Origin of the sequence: Streptococcus sp. CCH5-D3 (assembly GCF_001556435.1) — a bacterium.
Classification (GTDB): Bacteria; Bacillota; Bacilli; order Lactobacillales; family Streptococcaceae; genus Streptococcus.
This window is the reverse complement of record NZ_LSIW01000037.1, coordinates 1-19,257: the sequence shown is the minus strand read 5'-3', so window position 1 is coordinate 19,257 and position 19,257 is coordinate 1. Positions and strand designations below refer to the sequence as shown.

Genomic DNA, 19,257 nt, shown 5'->3' with positions numbered 1-19,257 from the left:
TGTAAGAAAGAGAAAACTCTAAATTTCCATAAAGGCTTATTTAGCAAGATTTATCGGCTAAAACAATCAAATTGTATTAAATCTGTTTTCTCAGATTTATGTCAAACGTTTGATAGTCTTTTTTAATTTTACGATTCAAAGTATTATTTTCCGAATGTTTAAGTATTACAAATGTTAAACGACTAAAAATAAAAACAGAGACAAAAACTGCCTCTGACTTTTCAAATAAATGTTTATTCCTAACTGATTCTTACGATAACAAGGTCTCTAATTCTTCAACCGATAAACCAGTCACATCTGATACTACCTCTAGTGACAGGCCTTTTGAGAGCATCTTGCGAATCAGTTCTAATTGTCCCTCATGACGGCCTCGTTCCAACCCTTTCTCTAACCCTTCTTCACGTGCTTCATCGATAGCTGTTTCCATAGTCATGTCATAATTTTCTTGAATACGTATGCGTTCATCAATCATCGCCTTTTCCTCCTGTGTCCAGCTGGATGAATCCAGTAATGAATCGGCATGCGTGACCGCTTGACTAGGTTCCTTAGAAAATGGGAGATTTCCAAAAAACTCTAGCCACTGCCGCCCTTCATCCGTAATATGTTTACCTTTATTATACTTATCCAACTCTAAAAAGGCAATCTGAAGAAGGTTTTGCCGTTTCCCATCCTTATAGAAAGAATACAAAGGCTTGCCCGTCCGACTATTGGCCATCCAATAAGTATTAATCGGAGACTCCTCATCTGGCAACAAGGTCTTCTCCAAGATAGCTATACCATAGACCGGCTCCATCTGCTCATACATCTTATGCGTCTGTCCTTGTTGACGTAATTGTTGCACATTTTCCACCAGCTGGTTAGCCAAATAATAATGAAAACGATTGAGAAAATAATGCTGCTTACGCACCTGAATCTCAATAATGACCTCAGTTCCATCATTCAACTTAGCCCGAACATCCACCGAGGTTGAAAAGAGCTCATCCTCGTCAAAGTCCTTTTTATGAAGCTGTGTCCCCTCCAAAATCTGGGCATCCACAACATCCAAATTCAAAATATCTCGAATGAAAGCCACCGTCACCTCAGGCAGGCTAAAAATCTTCTTAGCCATGATATCCAAGGTCGGTGAGACATGCTTGTGTCTTTTTTCCATTTACCTCTCCTTAAGAAAAAATAGAGGGTTGGCCCCTCTACTTCTATTATTCGGAAAAAATAAATGAAAGCTTGCAACTACCCCTTAAATGCTTTCACAAAAGCCTTGAGTTCTTCGTCTGCTTCTTTGGTCGTTCCATGAAGCTGACCAAGCATGTCGAGAAGGGATGCTGTCTGACTTTCAATCGTCGCATTGGTCTGATTAATCTTAGCCACAATCTCGGTCAAGGGCCCCACTTCCTCTTCCTCAAAGGTATCTACATAGCGAGGAATATTAAGGTTGTAGTCATTTTCCACAATCTCTTCAAAACTAGCCAGATGGGCAAACTTGTCCATATCCTCACGGCTCTTATAGGCATTGAGAATCTTTTCAATATGGGCATCTGTCATGATGTTCTGATTTTTCCCCTTATCAAACTCCTTAGAGGCATCGATAAAGTAAACATCACGATTAGTGCGGTTCTTTTTGAGAATGATAACCGTCGTCGGAATACTGGTGTTAAAGAAAATATTAGCAGGCAGTCCGATTACCGTATCAATAGCACCTTCTTCCAACAAAGCCTTACGAATGGTCCCTTCAGCATTACCACGGAAGAGCACCCCATGAGGTAGGACGATGGCCATAACACCATTGTCTTGCTTCAAGTGATAGTAACCATGCAAGAGAAAGGCAAAATCAGCCTTAGACTTAGGTGCCAGTTTTCCAAATGGTGAGAAACGAGGGTCATCCATGAAACCTGAGCTAGCAGACCACTTGGCTGAATAAGGTGGGTTCATGAGAACACCGTCAAAGTTAGTCGGCTCTTGAGTTGGCCAATCCTCATCCAAGGTATCAGCATTGTGTAAAAACTGGTTTTCAATCGGCACCCCATGCAGAATCATGTTCATACGTGCCAGGTTATAAGTTGAGGTGTTCAACTCTTGACCAAAGTAAACCACTGTCTGTGGTTGACGTGAATAGCGTTTGGCATTAAGCAAGAGCGAGCCTGACCCCATAGTCGCATCGTAGAGGGTAAAGCCTTGCTTGTCCTCACGACCTAAAAAGGCAATCTGAGTCATAAGTTTGGCAACAGGTTGCGGCGTATAGAACTCACCAGCTTTTTTACCCGAATCCGTCGCAAACTGACCAATCAGGTACTCATAAGCATCACCAAGCATATCACCAGCATGACCTGCCACATCTAGGACAGCCAACTCTTTCATCACAGCCGCAACCGTCTGGTTTTGCTTTTGAGGAGTCGCCCCAAGTTTCTTAGAGTAGAGGTCAATGTCTTCAAAAAGATTTTCATAAAGCTCGTCACTCTGCTCAATATCACGGAAACCCTGAGCCAAGTCCTCTAGCTGGAAGCTTCCATCATTCACTCGCTCTACCAAGGCTGTAAAGGTCAAGTCAGGATGAATGGCATAGCTCATCTCATCAGTGATGACCGCCAAGAGGTCTTCGTGAGTCTCCTCATCTTCGTAGTATTTGCGATAGACCGCTAGTGCCTCTTCCAAGCTCTCTGTATCCTCCTCCATGGTCTCTGCCACGAAGAAGAGCAACTTATCTGAGAGGTACTTGTAAAAGATCATCCCCAATAGATAGGACTTATAGTCATTGGCATCCATCTTAGAGCGGAGCACATCCGCTGAGTTCCACAGGGCTTGGTAGAGCGACTGGGAGGTTTGTGTTGTATCCATAGTAATTCTTTCTGATTTCGTTTAGACCTTTTCTTGTTCCAGTGGGACGACAGCGAGGGTCTTGCCCAGACTGGCTAAGACTTTCAAGACCGTGTCCAATTGAGGACTGGTCTTGCCCGTCTCCATCCGAGCGATGACCGGTTGACTGACCCCACTGAGTTCTTCTAGTTTCTTTTGGCTAATGCCCTTTTCATGCCGGGCTTCGATCAGCTCTGTCATAATCGCGACCCGCAGATCACTTTCCAGGATTTCTTCCTTGGTGAAGAGCTCTGCTCTCACATCTTTCCAATTGCTGCCGATGGCACTATTCTTCATCTCTTAGCCCTCTTTCCTTCAAATCTTGCAACTCCCGCTTGGCTTTCTCGATTTCTCGTCTAGGTGTCTTTTGCGTCTTTTTGACAAAATGATGCAGTAAGACAAAGCTCCCATCCCACCAAGCCACGAATAAAATCCGATCCCGCAAGGGTCTCAACTCCCAGATCTCTGCATCCAGATGCTTGATGTAGGGTTGGCCAGCACGGGTTCCATGCTGGCTCAACAGTTCGATATAGTCATTGAGCTTGTTGAGTTTAATCCTGCTGTCCTTGCTATCGTGACGAGCTAGCTCTCTCATGTAGTCCAAGACCGGTTGATTCCCCTGTTTGTCCTTATAAAAATAAATAGCGTGCACAAAGCAACCTCTTTTCGAATTAATTATAACTCTAAAGTTATTAAAAGTAAATACTTTTAAGTTATTAAATACCAAGAAGCACCCTTTGAAAGGATAAAAGGGGCTCGCTAATACTATTCGAAAAATGGTGTGCTTATGGGTGGTGATAAGGGAATTTTTGAAGATTAGATAAACATATCTTGCAAGAGTTTCTTTTTAAGTGTTTCTAGCTGAGAAATTTTATCCTTGTGTGATTGAATAAATTTATCAAGATTTGTAAAATAATCTGAAATAGCTACCTGTTCCTCTAATTGAGGAAAAATGACAGCTCCTAACAATGCATTTTCGTCAGAAACCTTCATATCATTCTTAGCACCTTTATTAACTAATGGTTTCAAATATGAGTTCAATCTTAAATCATTTTCAAAATATCTCTCAACAAATCCTGGAAATACATTTTCATTAGGTAAATAAACAGCGTACAAAGTAGATACTATTCCTGGTATTCCATAATTTGTTTTTATGATTCCATACGGATTAGCTTTTAAAGGACTTTTTGTATACACAATATTTCCCGTATCAACAATTGAATACATCTCTACGGATGCACCTGCAAAAGATCGTCCTTGAAATTGTATTTGATTGATAATTCCAAACTCCCCAGATACAGATAAAACGTCTTCTTTGTCAAATTTCAGCTGAGTATTTTTCTGCTTAGAAACAGTCAAATATTTATTTAGTTTATTTATTTCCCACTCACTTTTAAACCCATCTAAACGAATTTCAGGAACTGCCTCTCCAGCTTTAGGGAACATCTTAGAGAGCATGGTCGTCTTGAGTGATTGGTAGTTGACGAGATTGTCCTTGTAACTAGCCAAAAGGTCGTCGAGGGTACGGAAAAGGGAGCCAATGGCGGATTGTTCTTCAATCTCTGGGAGACTTATTTTCTTCGAAAGTATGTCTTCTTTGGTAATTCCTTTAATAGAAGTTCCTTGTAGTTGTGTACTTTCTTTTTGGAGCATTCTATAGATACTATAGACTATAAATTGAGTATCTCCATTAATATCTGAGAGAGACAAAAAATCTTGGCTTGTTGCATAATCTTGATCTATGATAGCTAATTTACCAACACCAACTCTGGTAACAATAGCAATAGAATTTTTAGGAATTAATTTCGCTGACGAATTTTGTAATCCTTCCTCTGAAATAAATTTTTGCGGTATAACACCAGATAGTATATCCTTTTGGATATCAGATGACTGAATCCACGGTATAGAGCCACCCCAAAAAGTTGGCTCTTTTGTACTCGGAGTTCCTCCACTTAGAAACATGTTAGCCAGATTATAAAATGAAAAAATTTTCCAATTGTTTTTGAAATTAGAAAACACAACTTTAGGTTTCTTATTCATATCATTCTCTCTTTTATTCACGAATAATTAAAACAGTTAAAAAGTGATTTAATAACTAAATCACTTTTTAATTTCATCGTTCAATATCTCATATGCTCGCTTTATATTAGGTTCACTATCCGGAAATAGTTCGATTCCTCCTTGTGTAAATAATTCATCCATATCAAAGAATTCAGTTTTTTCATAACCATTGAAATTATCTTCAAATTCTTCATTTGGAATAATTTTCCCTACAAAAAGTAATCCATTTATAACTTTTCCTTGTGTTTTTTCGTATTCATAAAGTGCTACTGGTATAGGTTTATTTGTCTTGTCATTAAGTATAATTTCTATCTCTGCGTTTTGAAAATTATAATAGTCTTTTAAGGCATCTTCAACTCTTTGATTCATTTTTAGATTCGTACACCCAAAATCCCATTTATTGGGAGACGATTTATGTAAACCACGCTTCATTAAAAGAACTTTACTATCATTAAAGAAAATTGCGGCTAAGTGTATATCAACTGGAGATTCTATCTTCAGCTGTGTTTCAATTTTAATTTCTGTACTTTCTATTATTTGATAATAATCTTTAATCTCATCTATTTTTCCAATACTAGAAAACACATACTTTAAATATTCAAATACATCTTCATCCAAATTTTCTTCTTTATATTCTTTTTCATCATACTCAAAAACTTTTCCATCCCAAGATGGTCTATAAAGTATAATCGGATACTCTCTTTTATGCCAAATTCCCTTTAACTTAGTTTGTGTTAACAACCTGTAGTTACCCTCATTAAGCACAGCAGAATGTTTATCCAAAATTCTACCAATTTCAATGTGTAATTGAACAAATTCAGCACTTACAATGAGTTGATTTTTCATTGAATATTTACTTATTCTAAAACCTAAATCAATTTCGGGTCCTAAAAAATCAATAAAAATTTGAGGTAAATCTGAATATGAAAGTTTAGGCATTTTTTTTATCACAATATTATCGTTGACAAAAGAACTATTATTTAAGTCTTGTAGATTAGGTTCATTAACTTTTGAAATCCATAGTGTACCTTTTAGTGCTAAAAACATTTTCGTATTCGGATATTCTTTATGTAGTTCGTTCTGGATTGCATTCATGGAATTAAATACATTGTTTGGAATTAAATGAAAATCTTTCAAATCCTTATTTTCTAACTTTTTATAAAAAAGAACTTCATCCCCTACATACTTCCAAAACTCAAATCCTTGCTTCTCTAGGTCCCTTACACTACTGTCATAAAACTGATTGAAAAGCTTTGCCCATTGTGGATTAATAGATTTCAAATAAGTTGACTCTACAATATCAAATGAACAAAAAAGGTATACGAAAGACTTTGTTTCTTTAGTATCAATTGAATTATTAATTAAATCTTGAGTTTTTATTTCCATGGAAAACGCCCTAAAAATCTGCCTCGAGTTAATATTGCCGACTCCGAAACCCCAAAGAAATTACTAACTTCCGTAATATTACAAATATTATCAGAATTTGTATATTCATCCACCTTTGTATTAAAGATATCTTTCGGCATCAACAAATCTGCTGCAAACTCATTTGCAGCATACTCAAGTTCGTTAGCCCCTCTACGATATAAAGTTTCATACTGGTCAACATGTCCTAAAAAAAGATGTCCCAATTCATGAGCTAGAGTAAATCTATCACGCGGACTCTGACCATCATTTTTTAATTGAACTACATAATTTCCAATTTCATCTTTAGAGATTCGACCGTCGACATCTAAATCTTTACAATTATATTGAATTGTTAAATCAGATAAAATATTATCAAATTTATTAAAATCAATTGGTACTTCTAATTCTAGGCTACGTTGTAAATTACTTACAATTGCCTCTATTTTATCACGTTCCATAATTTCCCCTCTATAAAATACTAATTATAGTAACAATTATTGATAAAATAAATATGACAATAGATTTAGTCATCATATCAGATTTTCGTTTCGCAACAATTGCTAAATCTCTTATTTGATTTTCATAACATTTCGAAATATCAATCTTATTAGTCGGATTAAAGTTTTTATCTGCCCAGTTCATAAAGTAAAATGGGTTAGTATTAGATTTATTAATTCTTGGAATTAAAGTATATATAAGGAAGGCTAACGAAATTACAGTTCCAAAAATACCTAAATAATATAAACAATTCTTTCTACTACTAACAAACTCTTTTAAAACAAAATAAAATAACCCTGTTTCAAAAGTCAATAATACAGTGATTTTTGTCTCGATAAATTTCAACCAATCACAAACATCTTTATACAAAAATTCAAATTGTTCTTTTGTCAAATCTATTAACCCCTATTATATCATTTTTTTATTTAAAATTGTTAAATTTGAAAATATTTAATTCAGACTACCTCCCCACTCTCAGCGGTTCAATGACCTCTTCAATGAGTTTGGTGTAGGCTTCTTTGATGTGTTTTTTGTAGCTGAGCGGGTTGAGGGCATCAGCTGTTTCTGCTTTGTAGTCTTTGTAGCGTTGGCTCTTGGTGAGCTGACTTTCGCCAGATTGCTTCTTTGCACCCTTACGATAGTGTTGGACATAGTAACGAAGTTCATCGAGTCCGACATACCATTCTCTGGCAAAGCGTTTGAGATGGTCGTCGATAATGGCTTCAATCATAGTGTCCAAGACACCAGTGATAGATTGTCCTTGGTAATCTTTAGGATTGGATTGGACTTCTTTCCACAGGTTTCGGATGATTTCGGCTAGTTTAGGATTGGTACGTTCCAGACTCTTGATATAGTTATCAACAGTTTCGATATCCTTGTCACTGAGGGCATGTGGATTATCTTCTTCCTGCTGAATCATACTTTGAATCAGGGTCAGGATGTAAGCATAGTTAATCTCATCGACTTGGACGGATTCCAGTTCGTAGTGGATATCAAAGAGATTATCATCACCATCGTCTTCTGCTCTGCTTTTGAGCTCTGCTAGGATATTTTGATAGATTCCTAGATAGGTTTCGAGCTTTTCATCTGATAGTCCTGTTTCCGCATAGATAGCCGCTTCATCATATTCACTATAGACACGGATAGACGCCAGATACTTGTCAAAAGTTTGATAACCCTTGGCAATGCGACGGAGTTGTGGGCTAGTAGCCTGCTCAATCGTGATGACATAGTTTTCCACATCTTCCACTTTTACTTGGAAGTCTATCCAGGCTTGGATGAAATTGGCTTTTTCTTCTGCCCAGTCTGGGGCAGTAACATCATTTTCACCACCGTTTGAGTAGAGTTTGAGGGCGTTATCCACAGCCTCTTTAAAGGCTTCTGGTCTTTGGAAGGTGATGATATGGCCATAGCGCTTTTTACTGTCAAAGATGCGGTTGGTGCGACTAAAGGCTTGAATCAAATCCTGTGGACGCATGGGCTTACGGTCAATAAAGAGAGTGGATAGACATGGGGCATCAAAACCGGTCAAAAGACGGTCAACGACGATGACCAAATCCAACTGCTCTTCACGAGGAATGTATTTGTCTAACTTTCTAGCTAAACGATTATTGATATCCGTGTTAAAGCCACGCAAATCAGCCATATTGAAATGGGTACCGAACTCTTGATTGTAGTCGTCCATGACCTGCTTCATGTGGTCTTGGTAGCCGATAGACTCTTCTTCATTTTCCGACACTGAGTAAGTGACCGTCACCTTTGGAAAATCAGGTAGCACTCGCTTAACTCGCTCTGAAACCTTGACACGTTCTTGTCCTGCCTTGATACTCTTGAGCAGATTGTAATAGGCCTGAGCTTGTGGAATAGACTTAACGGTTAAGATAGCCTCGTAGGTCTTGCCCACACCATTTGGAAAGCCCAACTGTTGATAACTTTTGTTTAGGATAGCATCCAAGACTTCTAGCATGTGCTCTTTATCTTCATAGACAGAGTCAGGAAGATCTTTTTCAAGAATCGGCGAAATAATGGTATTCCGATAGTCTACCTTGAATCCCAGAACTGCTCCGTCATGGATGGCTTCTTTGACCGTATACTCGTGTAGGCGTTCGCCATATTGTTGGTGGGTGGTTTGTGCCAAATCGCCTAATTGCTTGCGTTTATTTTCCTTGAAAATCGGTGTGCCTGTAAAGCCATACCAGAGCGAATTGTGGAAAAAGCCTTTGATGTCTTTTTGGGTCTGAGGTGTGACCGCACGGTGACACTCATCCACAACGAAAGCTACACGAAGGTCCTTGATTTTTCCCGAATCCTTTTGGTATTTACCTTCTCCAAACTTACGCATCATGGTTGTGATTTTCTGGATAGTCGTCACAATTACACGCTTATCATTTCCGGCCAAACGCTTGACCAAATCATGGGTATTGTCTGTTTCGTCGATGTCAATGACATCATTGGCCGCATAAGAGAGAAAGGACGAGGTCGTCTGCTGGTCAAGGTCCCTACGGTCCACGACGAAGATTGTCTTTTGAATGGCTGGAATCTGCAAGAGGTTGCGAGCCACCTTGTAGGAGGTCAGAGTCTTACCAGAACCCGTGGTATGCCAGATGTAGCCGGATTCCTGACGACGAGAGGCATCCTGAACAGACTCGATGGCATGGATTTGATAAGGACGTAAGAGGATGAGAGCTTTCTTACTATCATCAATAACGGAGTACTGCATCACCATCTGATGGGCACGTGGAATAGACAGGACTTCGTGGGCAAAGTCCATGAGACTGGTCATGGGTTTATTATCTTTATCCACCCAAGATGTCAAGAATTGTTTATTAAGCTTATCCTCTCGTGCGGCTGCGATATAACGTGTGTCTACTTTATTAGTCACAACAAACATCTGAAGGGCAGAATAGATACCACGTAACTTTCCTTCACGGTCATACTTTTTGATTTGATGAAAGGCATCCAAAAAGGCCACACGAGGACTCTTGAGCTCGATATGGATAAGAGGAAGTCCATTAATCATCAGGGTTGTATCTAAACGACGGTCCTGATCTTGTGGATAGGCCTTGTCACGTTCAACTTGATTGACCACTTCGTAACTGGATTTTCCAGCAGCGATATTATCACGCCAGATGACAGAAAGTCGGATAGTCCCAAGGCTAGCATCTTCACGCTGTACCTCGACTTTAGTAATACCATTTTCACCAGCCAACCACTTAGCAGCTTCATAATAGTTAACGAAGTTAAGCTGGTTCTTGATTTGGCGCTTCTCTTGGTCTGTCAAGGGATGGTCAGCTAGTAGAGCAACGTTATTTTGCGCTAACTTCTCAAAAAAGTTATCCCATAATTGACCTTCATTTTTTAAGTCTGAGCGATAGGTCCACTGGCTCTCACCAGAGGTTAATTGCTCGATTAATTGACGTTCTATCTCAAGTTCTGGAGTAACTGCTGGCATGACTTATCCTTTCAACATTGTCGTAATCCCTTACATTATAGCATTTTCACGGTTTCTTTCATAGTTTTGGGAAAATTCAAACAAAAAAACACGGCCCGAAGGTCATGTTTTTATCATCTATTTACTCATTTTTTCCTTAATGAGTTTTTCTACTCTTTGGTGAGTGGCTTCAATTTCTTCCTTGCTAAAGAGTGTTGATTGCAAGTCTTCCCAGCTACTGCCGATGGCTGGATTAGTTTGATTCTTCATAAGTTAGTTTCTCTTTTTATTCCCCCCTATGAATCGTAAACCCTGTGGCTTGTTGGTTTGCCATGATGGTCATGTCTGAAATCTGAACGCGTCGTGGTTGCTTGGTAACGTAGAGGACTGCCTCCGCAATATCTTGGGCTTGGAGGGCTTCCAAACCTTGATAAACCTTGGCTGCCTTGTCCTTGTCACCGTGAAAGCGAACTTGAGAAAAATCCGTCTCAACGATACCGGGCTGAATGGTTGTCACCTTGATATCTGTGGCAATGGTATCAATACGCAAACCATCGCTGAAAGTTTTCACTGCGGCTTTTGTAGCTGAATACACAGCTGCACCTGCATAGGCATAGATACCCGCCGTAGAGCCCATATTGATGATATGGCCCTCATTGGCAGCTACCATGCTTGGCAAAATCTGACGTGTCACCATCATCAAGCCCTTGACATTGGTGTCGAGCATAGTCAGAATGTCCCACTCCTCATAGTCTTGATAAGCTGTTAGACCTAGTGCTAGACCTGCATTATTGACTAAAACATGGACTTGACCCACATCTTTGAGAATGGCTTGGCAAACATCCTTGACCATATCCATATCGGTAACATCCAGTGCAAAAGTCCAAACTTTTTGATTGGGATAGGTTGCTTGGAGCTCTTCTTTCAAGGCTTGAAGACGCTCCACACGGCGACCTGTTAGGATGAGATTTTCTCCCTCTTTAGCAAAGGCACGCGCCGTTGCTTCACCAATTCCTGATGTTGCTCCTGTAATAAGTACGTTTTTAGGCATGATATCCTCCACTCCTATAGTCCAGCTGCCCCTAATCGTTATTTGTCAATTCACCCAACTTCTTGATAAAATCAGGAAGTTCTAGCTTGGGCAGGCTAGATTTCTTGTCCCCTGACTTCCAAAATATCCAGAGTAATTGGTTGAAACCATCTTGCAAGACCTTCTTTTGTTTGTCCGAGAGATTGCCAAATTCTTGCAGCATCTGACCTATCTGTGGCAAGGCTTGGATGCCAATATCATCGAGGCTTTCAATACCTGAATCAAGGATGGTATCAAAAACCAAATCGCAAACTTGCTTGAGTTCTTGATTGGGCAAAGTCTCAATCCACTCTTGGAAGGTTTCTTCCAAACGTTGACTCAACTCTGTTGGCTGGTCCTCATAAACAAAATCATTTGCCACTAAATCAACCTCCCAAGTCAAGGCGTTATGTTGAGCAAATCCAATGCCTTCTGCTGCGACTAGCTGGGCAGGCCTATCCCAATAGAGCATAACCCCCACAACAGAATCTTGAGGTCTAATAACTGTCATCCTGGCTTTTAACTCTTGGTAAGAAGGCTTCTCTAAGAGGGACTTCATCAAGCCTGGTGAATCCAGGAGCAAGAGCTCTGCTATTTGCTCACGTAGAGCAGTTGAGCCTTGGACAGCCGCATAGAGGGCAAGATTACCACCCTTGGAATGTCCGGAAACAGCGATATGGCCACTGAGTTTTGGCAAGTGCTCAGACAGAAAGGCAATAGCTGAGCGATGGGCTGGAATTTCCCTACTGTAGGTCAGCTGAAAATCCTCCTTCCAGCCAATAACACTATCATCTGTCCCACGAAAAACAATCTGCTGGTAGTCCAGTTCAGGTAGGCTAAAAATCATGGCTGCAAACTGCTTTTCGACTTCCTTGTCCAAGACACTACAGTAGTCACTTAGATTAAGTCCAGCGAAACGCTTCGACCTGACCATGGCTTCAGCCAAATCTACCCGTTCCTTAGTCACCATGAAGGTATACTCAGGATTTAGCTCTTTACCCTCGGCATAGTCATGTAAATTGATGGTTTTCTGTAAATCACTTGCTGTGAGGCATTTTTCATAAGTCAGGTAGCCAATTTCATTGATGCAAACCTTATCCAAGATATTAAGTGGCTCTTGGTCAAAAGGCATATCCTTAACCTTTTCAAGATAATCGATTAGATTGGACATAGTAATCTCCTTGAAGTCTTTCTTACTTTGATTTTACTAGAATTTTCAAAAAATTGTTAGTGAAAAATGTGATATGATAAGAGAGATTATTTATTAGGAAAAGGAAGCTTATGACTATTTCACGATTTTACCGTATCTTACTAGCTCTTTGTGGACTGGTAGGAGTCTCTATCCAAATCCATGACGATGGTTGGGGCATGTTGCTCTACTACACCGTTTTGTCCAATATCCTCGTCTTTTCTAGTTTGATTTTCTTTATCATCTATGACTTCAAAAAAGGGGATGCGACGACTAACACAAAACTCTTGCGTTACAAGGGGGGCGTAACCATGGCCATCCTCATCACTGGAGTCATCTATCACATCCTCTTGGCTCCTATTACAGAACCTGAGAAATTCTGGACCCTCCGCAATTTCTTGGTTCACTATATTGTCCCTTGGGGATTGGTGCTTGATACCCTCATTTTCGATGCTAAGAAAGCCTACCGTCTCCGTGAACCAATTTACTGGTCAGTGGTCCCTCTGTCTTACTTTGCCTTTGCCCTTCTAAATGGCTTGGTTCTAAAACTCCCAATCCCAGGTGCCAAAGATAGCCCCTTCGCCTACTTCTTTATCAATGTCAATAAATTTGGTTGGAACAAGGTCTTGGTAAATGTCCTAGTCATCAGTGTCGGGTATATCGCTGTTGGCTATCTCTTGTACCTCTTGAAAAAATTTATCGGTCGTAAACCAGCATAAAACACAAACTGAGCTCCAAAAGGAACTCAGTTTTTCTATTTCAACAAGCCTAATTTATCAAAAGCCTTGTAGAGGCCATCTGCTTCAACATCGTCTGTGATTAGGTCTGCCATAGCTAAGATTTCTGGCCCACCATTTCCCATGGCAACCCCAACCTCACAGTATTCCAACATAGGGATATCAATCTTGGCATCGCCAAAAGCAATGGTCTCCGAACGCTCAGCCCCCAAATGTTCCAAAAGGACATCGATGGCATGGGCCTTGTTAATATCCTTAACACCTAGATCACCAAACAAGGCTGTTTCACCTCGACCTCCCCAAGTATGGGCTTCAAGCTGTGAAAAAGCTTCTTTTGAATCTAGATGGTCCTGATAGGATTCTAAAACGAAACTGACCTTGTTTAGGTCATCACGGTAGAGTTCCCCACCATACTGAAGGCCATGAAGAAAATCTTCTGGTTCCTTACCAGCGACAGACTCTTCTGACTGCCCCTTTTGAATAGCGTAAGTCTTAAGCATCTCACGTGCCCGCTCCCGAAAATCAGGACTGGCAAAGAGACCATTATTGCTCTCAAGATAAAAAGCTAGATGACGTTGGGTCAACCAATCCACAATCTTAGCCGCATCTTCCTTAGAAATCAGCTCATGCATGAGGACTTGGCCATGATGCTCTACATAAGAGCCATTACCACCAATCATCCCATCCAAGCCAATTTCCCATAATTCTGGTTGCATTTCTGCCTTGCTACGACCAGTACAAACATAGACCAGATGACCCTTTTTACGGGCCTGACGAATAGCCTTTACTGCTGATTCTGGAATGCGATTATGATAATCCACCAAGGTCCCATCAACATCTAGAAAAATAAGTTTTGACATGTTTTCACCTCGAGTCTTCTTTTACTTTATTATACCCTGATAATGCGACAAGAGATACTACTATCCTTGGACAAACTGATACTATCCTACGATAGTATGCTTCTCAATCCAATGCATTGCCATTTTGCATGAAAGAAGCTATGATGAAAGTATGAATGATTTAAAAACACTACTGAATCACCTGCCCTATAAATTAGCAGCCTATGATGCTCAAGGAAACTTTCTCTATGACAATGGTGGCGCTGACGGTAGTTTCTTCTCCCGTGAGTCTGAAAATCTGCCTGATTGGATCATGTCTGAAGTGCTAGCCTCTCCTACCAAAGAAAGAAGTTATCAGATTCCAACAGACAGTTTTGATCAAGTCCTCATCCAAACCTACCAAGCTGCTATAGACAAAGATGGAAATGTCTTGGGATTTTGGGAGACCATCTATGATTTGAAGCAGCCTCTCAAAACCTATCTAGATAACTCTGCTCAAGCTCTTGTAGCCTGGTCGGATGCCACTAGTGGCGCTAGTTTCAAGGAGGAAACTGACTTTTAAGCTAAATTTCTTACTTTAATAAATGAAAAATTCACTTAATTCAAGACTAGCTCAGAACACCCTTATTCATAAAATGTGCCTAAGTCAGTACTACAAAGGCTTTTTGGAAATCAGTCACTTTAATATCTCTCACAGAATTTATAAACACTCTATTTTGCATTTTTGCACTATTTAAGGTAAAATGGGAGTAATGAGAAAAAGAATAAAACCGATCGTTGTTTACGTGGTTCTAGCTCTTTTAGGATTAGCATTAGTTATTGCAAATATTCACAATACGTCCAAACAGCAGGCGCATCTCCAAAACGTGAAATCTGCTCTTCCTTATGCTACTACACCAAAAACAACAACCAGTAGTACATCTAGCAGTTCCGACGAGGAGCTGATACTCAATCCCATTATCGACCTTTCGGGGTGGCAACTACCTCAGGATATCGATTACGATGTCTTGTCAAATCATATTTCTGGTGCTATTATCCGCGTCTTCGGTGGATCACAGATTAGTAAGGATAGCAATGCCGCTAGTTCGAATGGGGTCGACAAATCTTTTAAAACACATATCAAAGAACTCAAAAAACGTGATATTCCAGTTGCCGTCTATTCCTACGCTCAAGGTACTTCTGTTAAAGAGATGAAGGAAGAAGCTCGTATTTTCTACAAAAATGCTTCTCCATACAAACCTACTTATTACTGGATCGACGTTGAAGAAGAAACCATGTCCAACATGGAGCAAGGTGTCCAAGCCTTTCTCGCTGAGCTCAAACGTCTAGGAGCTGAAAACGTTGGTCTCTATATTGGTGCTTATTTCATGCTTGAGCAAGAAGTTTCAACTAAAAACTTTGATGCTGTTTGGATTCCAGCCTACGGTACCGATTCTGGTTATTATGAGGCTCTACCAAATACTGAAATCGACTATGACCTTCACCAGTATACATCACAAGGAAGCCTGCCTGGTTTCGATAATATCCTAGATCTTAACCAAATCAATCCTGAGAAAAACAAACGTAAAACCTTTGAAAAACTCTTTGGTAAGATTAAGCAAAAACCAACTAAAAATAAGAAGACTACTTCGACAAGTTCATCTAGTAGTCAGTAAAAACCAGTGCCTTAGACACTGGTTTTCTTCTTGTCAAATTGGCTTAGGCGTGCTCGGATGAATGTGTTATAATGGATGGTAGAAATGTATAACTTTAAAAGGAGATATGACAATGGCTAAGAAAGGCAAAGTCAAGAAGACCTTGGTTGACCAAATTCTTGATAAAGCTAATATTGACCATGATAGCTTATCCTTCAATGGTTTAGAAGGGGAGCTTCCAGAAGATGTGGCGCGTGAGAGCATTTATAAAACCCTCGCCCTTAAGGGAGATAAGACAGGACCGGTCATCGGCATCGTCCCTATCACCGAACACCTGTCTGAAAAGAAATTAGCTAAAATTTCAGGGAACAAGAAAGTTCAAATGATTCCACAAAAGGATCTCCAAAAAACAACTGGCTATGTTCACGGAGCTAACAACCCAGTGGGAATTCGCCAAAAGCACAATTTCCCTATTTATATCGATCAATCTGCCCAAGAAGCTGGCTTCCTTATTGTCTCAGCGGGGGAAATTGGGCGTTCTATCCGTATCAATAGTCAAGATCTTGCTGATTTTGTTAATGCTGAATTTGCTGATATTAAGGAGTAATCATGAAACTGTATTTTGTACGTCACGGTAAAACTGAGTGGAACTTGGAAGGCCGACTTCAAGGCGCCAAGGGAGACTCGCCTTTGCTTAAAGAATCTATCGAACAAGTACGTGAGTTAGGTCACTATCTCAGTGACACACATTTTGACTTGATCTTCTCAAGTGACCTACCACGTGCTAAAAAAACCACTGAACTCATCATGGAGTCTCAAAAGCCTAAAGCTAAAGTTACCTACACTAAAGCTCTGCGTGAATGGCAACTTGGTAAACTGGAAGGGCAAAAAATTGCACTCGTTCAGGCCATCTATCCAAAAGAAATGGATGCATTCCGTCATAACCTAGCCAACTTCCGTGCTAATGACTTCCAAGCTGAGTCTGTCTACCAGACAACCAAACGTGTGGCCGAATTTGTTAAAACACTTAAAGATAGTGATGCTAAAAATGTCCTCATCGTCGGTCACGGAGCTAACTTAACGGCTTCTATCCGTACACTCCTTGGTTTTGAACCTGGTCTTCTTCGTAAGGCAGGCGGTCTTGACAATGCTTCTGTCACTATTCTCGAAACCAATGATTTCGAGCACTTCACTCTTAAATGTTGGAATGATACGTCCTATATGGATGAACAAAACAAGATCAGCTAAATCAGCGACTGACTTCATAAGACAAGCGATCCTTAAAAAGGGTCGCTTTTTAGCAGTCAAAAAGCCCTTAAATCTATTACTTTAAGAGCTTCACTTCCATTATTTCCACTTCGGTTCATCTGGCAAACGATTTAATTCGACACCAAAGTCTCGGGCCAAGTCCTCTAGTTCATTTTCAAAATCGTCTAGTTCCTGTGAGACAAGATCATACTGTCCTTCAGACAATAAACGCTTAAAACGGAGACCACGACTCAAGATAAATTCCACGTCTATTTTGGCAGTTCTATGGACATGTTCCCAATAGTTGTTAGCAAACCCTCTTTGCTTTTCCTCAGCATTAAGGTGGTCCGCTAATGCATAATAGGAATCCCAAGCAACGCCCTTCATCTGCTCTGCATCTCTAATACCTTCGAAGAGATCGTCACGTTTGGCTTCGAGTGCTTCTAACTCTTTTCTCAAAGCATCACGTTCAGCACTCAGTGCTTCAATATCATGTTTTAAGTTGTTGATTTCTACCATTTTCAAACTCCTTATCTCACGTTCTAGACAATAAAACGGCCATACGAGGCCGCTCTATTATCTTCCATATTTCATACGAAGGATTTTTTCCTGGTTCGCATTCAAACGAAGAAGGATAACCACTTTATCAATACTCATATTGCTCTCAAGAAGACGTTCAGCCGCCATCATAAGACCATTATTGATACCTAGTTGAAGGACTGGATTTTCATTATCATTGATATCAAAGATATATTTATTATTTGGAAGATCGAAAAGGACTTTTACCGCTCCAAAGAGTTGCTCAAAATTGTCGATTTCCAAGTCGAAGACTGGCTTAGTACCTGGTTTGAGGCTACGTCCACGGTGGTTAAACCACATAGAATGCCAGCCACCATTGAAGGCACCCATGACATCATTGTCATAAGAATCTCCAACGTAGAGCGTCGTCGATGGATTCATATCAAATTGCTCAGCTGCGAGGTTGAAGATTTCCTTCTCAGGCTTTTGGAAACCTGTTGCCTGACTGACGATGACACGCTTAGGGTCCACATAATCATAAAGCCCCAATTTCTTGACTTTCTTAAGTTGGTGCTCTGTTGGTCCATTGGTAATAATACCCATAGGAACATTTTTTTCCTTGAGAAAATCAAGGGTCATGCGCATCTCATCAAGCATGGTGATATTCTCCAACTCATGCTCGTAAACCTCTTGGAAATGGTTACCCGTTTCTTCATCAATTTCACGGTAGCCAAACTCCAAAAGAGTCTCTTTACAGCGCCAAAAACGGAAATACTCAGTTGTCCACTCACCGGCCATTACACGTGGAAAACCAACATCAGAATAGTGGCGGAAACGAATGTAGGCTTGATTCAGGTGGCTCATATCAAAGTCAGGGAAACATTTTTCCATGGCAATACGATAAGGTGCCTGTTGGTCATAAATAGTATCGTCAACGTCAAAAACAATAGAAGTAATCATCTGTCCGTTCTTTCTTATATCATTCTCTTGTCAGAGACTTAAATAAATTAGGAAACTAACAACTAAACTACTACATGAGTCAGCTCTTAATTTAATCTTCAGTCTTGCAAAAGTAAGCTTTTAGTCAACTGTCTAGGGCAATCTTACTCGTCTGTTTTTTAACTAAGATGCAATTGCCCAAACAGTCTTATTATACCGTTTTTACCCTTTCTTTTCAATTTTCGACCCCACTTAAGGAAAGATTATTCGCGTTTTGAAGATAGAAAAAAGGTTTGGAACAATTTGTCCCAAACCTAATGCATCTTGTCATATTTAGACGCTTATTTAATTTCTTTAAAGGTCATTTTTTGTTTGACTTCACCCTGACCACCTTTAGCAATCTGGTAATAGAAATCCTTTGAAGTGAAGTGGTCACCATAAGCAAAGACCTTGTTGTACTGCCATTGTGACAATTGATCATCCTCTTTTTTACCAAGAGTCAATGTTGTTTTTGTCACACTGTATTCCCACTTAGCTGTTTGGTCATTATAGGCCTTGTCAAAATCAGTCTGGCTCTTAGCGGCATTAACCACTGTCGTACGATCTTGACTCACAAGTGCCTTGTTCCCACCTTCTTGGAAGGCTACATACATGACACGATTATTGACCTCACCGTTTAGTGTACTTGAGTATTGGTAAACCTTACCAGGTACAACACTATCTAAATGGTGTGTTCCCCAGTAATAGAAGGCACCAAATCCAGCTCCCGTAACCAAGAGACAAGCAAGAACAACACTAATAATGATATTTCTCTTTGACATGTCTTGCCCCTCTCTATTC

Annotated in this window: 21 protein-coding genes; 5 read left to right on the top strand and 16 right to left on the bottom strand. The window is 40.0% G+C overall.

Features of this window, described 5'->3' with window-relative positions; all coding sequences use genetic code 11:
• Window positions 1-250: 250 nt before the first annotated feature.
• The 12 genes from AX662_RS01525 to AX662_RS01475 form a co-directional block, all read right to left on the bottom strand.
• On the bottom strand, window positions 251-1,150 hold the full coding sequence (locus tag AX662_RS01525; RefSeq protein ID WP_060971426.1) for an Rpn family recombination-promoting nuclease/putative transposase: 900 nt from the start codon (window positions 1,148-1,150) through the stop codon (window positions 251-253).
• 77 nt (window positions 1,151-1,227) lie between these two features.
• Window positions 1,228-2,829: a type I restriction-modification system subunit M gene (locus tag AX662_RS01520; protein WP_060971425.1), complete on the bottom strand. Its 1,602-nt coding sequence runs from the start codon at window positions 2,827-2,829 to the stop codon at window positions 1,228-1,230.
• 21 nt (window positions 2,830-2,850) lie between these two features.
• Window positions 2,851-3,144 (bottom strand): helix-turn-helix domain-containing protein, encoded by a 294-nt coding sequence (locus AX662_RS01515; RefSeq protein WP_021144391.1) that lies wholly within the window; start codon window positions 3,142-3,144, stop codon window positions 2,851-2,853.
• Window positions 3,134-3,499 carry a type II toxin-antitoxin system RelE/ParE family toxin gene (locus AX662_RS01510; RefSeq protein ID WP_060971424.1) on the bottom strand — a complete coding sequence of 122 codons (366 nt, stop codon included), beginning with the start codon at window positions 3,497-3,499 and terminating at the stop codon, window positions 3,134-3,136. Before AX662_RS01510 ends, AX662_RS01515 begins: the two co-directional genes overlap by 11 nt.
• A 164-nt stretch (window positions 3,500-3,663) precedes the next feature.
• Window positions 3,664-4,887: a restriction endonuclease subunit S gene (locus tag AX662_RS01505; RefSeq protein WP_060971423.1), complete on the bottom strand. Its 1,224-nt coding sequence runs from the start codon at window positions 4,885-4,887 to the stop codon at window positions 3,664-3,666.
• A 60-nt stretch (window positions 4,888-4,947) separates the two neighbouring features.
• Window positions 4,948-6,294 carry a hypothetical protein gene (locus AX662_RS01500; protein ID WP_060971422.1) on the bottom strand — a complete coding sequence of 449 codons (1,347 nt, stop codon included), beginning with the start codon at window positions 6,292-6,294 and terminating at the stop codon, window positions 4,948-4,950.
• Window positions 6,285-6,773 carry an ImmA/IrrE family metallo-endopeptidase gene (locus AX662_RS01495; protein WP_060971421.1) on the bottom strand — a complete coding sequence of 163 codons (489 nt, stop codon included), beginning with the start codon at window positions 6,771-6,773 and terminating at the stop codon, window positions 6,285-6,287. The genes AX662_RS01500 and AX662_RS01495 overlap by 10 nt, the downstream gene beginning before the upstream one ends.
• A 10-nt stretch (window positions 6,774-6,783) precedes the next feature.
• Entirely contained in the window at window positions 6,784-7,206 is a 423-nt protein-coding gene (locus tag AX662_RS01490) for a hypothetical protein (RefSeq protein ID WP_060971420.1), read from the bottom strand.
• A gap of 67 nt (window positions 7,207-7,273) precedes the next feature.
• Complete coding sequence (locus AX662_RS01485; RefSeq protein WP_060971419.1) at window positions 7,274-10,264, bottom strand: type I restriction endonuclease subunit R; 2,991 nt, start codon at window positions 10,262-10,264, stop codon at window positions 7,274-7,276.
• A gap of 117 nt (window positions 10,265-10,381) precedes the next feature.
• Window positions 10,382-10,513, bottom strand: coding sequence for a hypothetical protein (locus tag AX662_RS11030; RefSeq protein WP_267472008.1), 132 nt, complete (start codon window positions 10,511-10,513; stop codon window positions 10,382-10,384).
• Window positions 10,514-10,529: 16 nt separating this feature from the next.
• Window positions 10,530-11,294, bottom strand: a complete 765-nt coding sequence (locus AX662_RS01480) for an SDR family NAD(P)-dependent oxidoreductase (protein WP_060971418.1) — start codon at window positions 11,292-11,294, stop codon at window positions 10,530-10,532.
• 31 nt (window positions 11,295-11,325) lie between these two features.
• Window positions 11,326-12,483: an Mbeg1-like protein gene (locus tag AX662_RS01475; RefSeq protein ID WP_060971417.1), complete on the bottom strand. Its 1,158-nt coding sequence runs from the start codon at window positions 12,481-12,483 to the stop codon at window positions 11,326-11,328.
• A 110-nt stretch (window positions 12,484-12,593) separates the two neighbouring features.
• Here AX662_RS01475 and AX662_RS01470 point away from each other — a divergent pair, with 110 nt between their 5' ends.
• On the top strand, window positions 12,594-13,220 hold the full coding sequence (locus tag AX662_RS01470) for a Pr6Pr family membrane protein (RefSeq protein ID WP_021144400.1): 627 nt from the start codon (window positions 12,594-12,596) through the stop codon (window positions 13,218-13,220).
• Between the two features lie 35 nt (window positions 13,221-13,255).
• Here the strand turns inward: AX662_RS01470 and AX662_RS01465 are convergent, their stop codons facing one another.
• Window positions 13,256-14,098 carry a Cof-type HAD-IIB family hydrolase gene (locus AX662_RS01465; protein WP_060971416.1) on the bottom strand — a complete coding sequence of 281 codons (843 nt, stop codon included), beginning with the start codon at window positions 14,096-14,098 and terminating at the stop codon, window positions 13,256-13,258.
• 151 nt (window positions 14,099-14,249) lie between these two features.
• Between AX662_RS01465 and AX662_RS01460 the strand changes: the two genes are divergently transcribed.
• The 4 genes from AX662_RS01460 (at window position 14,250) to AX662_RS01445 (ending at window position 16,959) form a co-directional block, all read left to right on the top strand.
• On the top strand, window positions 14,250-14,639 hold the full coding sequence (locus tag AX662_RS01460; RefSeq protein ID WP_060971415.1) for a hypothetical protein: 390 nt from the start codon (window positions 14,250-14,252) through the stop codon (window positions 14,637-14,639).
• 190 nt (window positions 14,640-14,829) lie between these two features.
• Window positions 14,830-15,732, top strand: coding sequence for a glycoside hydrolase family 25 protein (locus tag AX662_RS01455; protein WP_060971414.1), 903 nt, complete (start codon window positions 14,830-14,832; stop codon window positions 15,730-15,732).
• Window positions 15,733-15,844: 112 nt separating this feature from the next.
• Window positions 15,845-16,318 (top strand): aminoacyl-tRNA deacylase, encoded by a 474-nt coding sequence (locus tag AX662_RS01450; RefSeq protein ID WP_022495771.1) that lies wholly within the window; start codon window positions 15,845-15,847, stop codon window positions 16,316-16,318.
• A gap of 2 nt (window positions 16,319-16,320) precedes the next feature.
• A complete protein-coding gene (locus AX662_RS01445) occupies window positions 16,321-16,959 on the top strand; it encodes a histidine phosphatase family protein (protein ID WP_002890596.1) in 639 nt (212 codons plus the stop codon).
• A gap of 99 nt (window positions 16,960-17,058) precedes the next feature.
• Here the strand turns inward: AX662_RS01445 and AX662_RS01440 are convergent, their stop codons facing one another.
• From AX662_RS01440 to AX662_RS01430, 3 genes are all read right to left on the bottom strand, one after another.
• Complete coding sequence (locus AX662_RS01440) at window positions 17,059-17,478, bottom strand: hypothetical protein (protein ID WP_060971413.1); 420 nt, start codon at window positions 17,476-17,478, stop codon at window positions 17,059-17,061.
• A gap of 57 nt (window positions 17,479-17,535) precedes the next feature.
• Complete coding sequence (locus AX662_RS01435; protein WP_060971412.1) at window positions 17,536-18,438, bottom strand: HAD family hydrolase; 903 nt, start codon at window positions 18,436-18,438, stop codon at window positions 17,536-17,538.
• Between the two features lie 320 nt (window positions 18,439-18,758).
• Entirely contained in the window at window positions 18,759-19,238 is a 480-nt protein-coding gene (locus AX662_RS01430) for a hypothetical protein (RefSeq protein WP_002885961.1), read from the bottom strand.
• Window positions 19,239-19,257 lie beyond the last annotated feature (19 nt).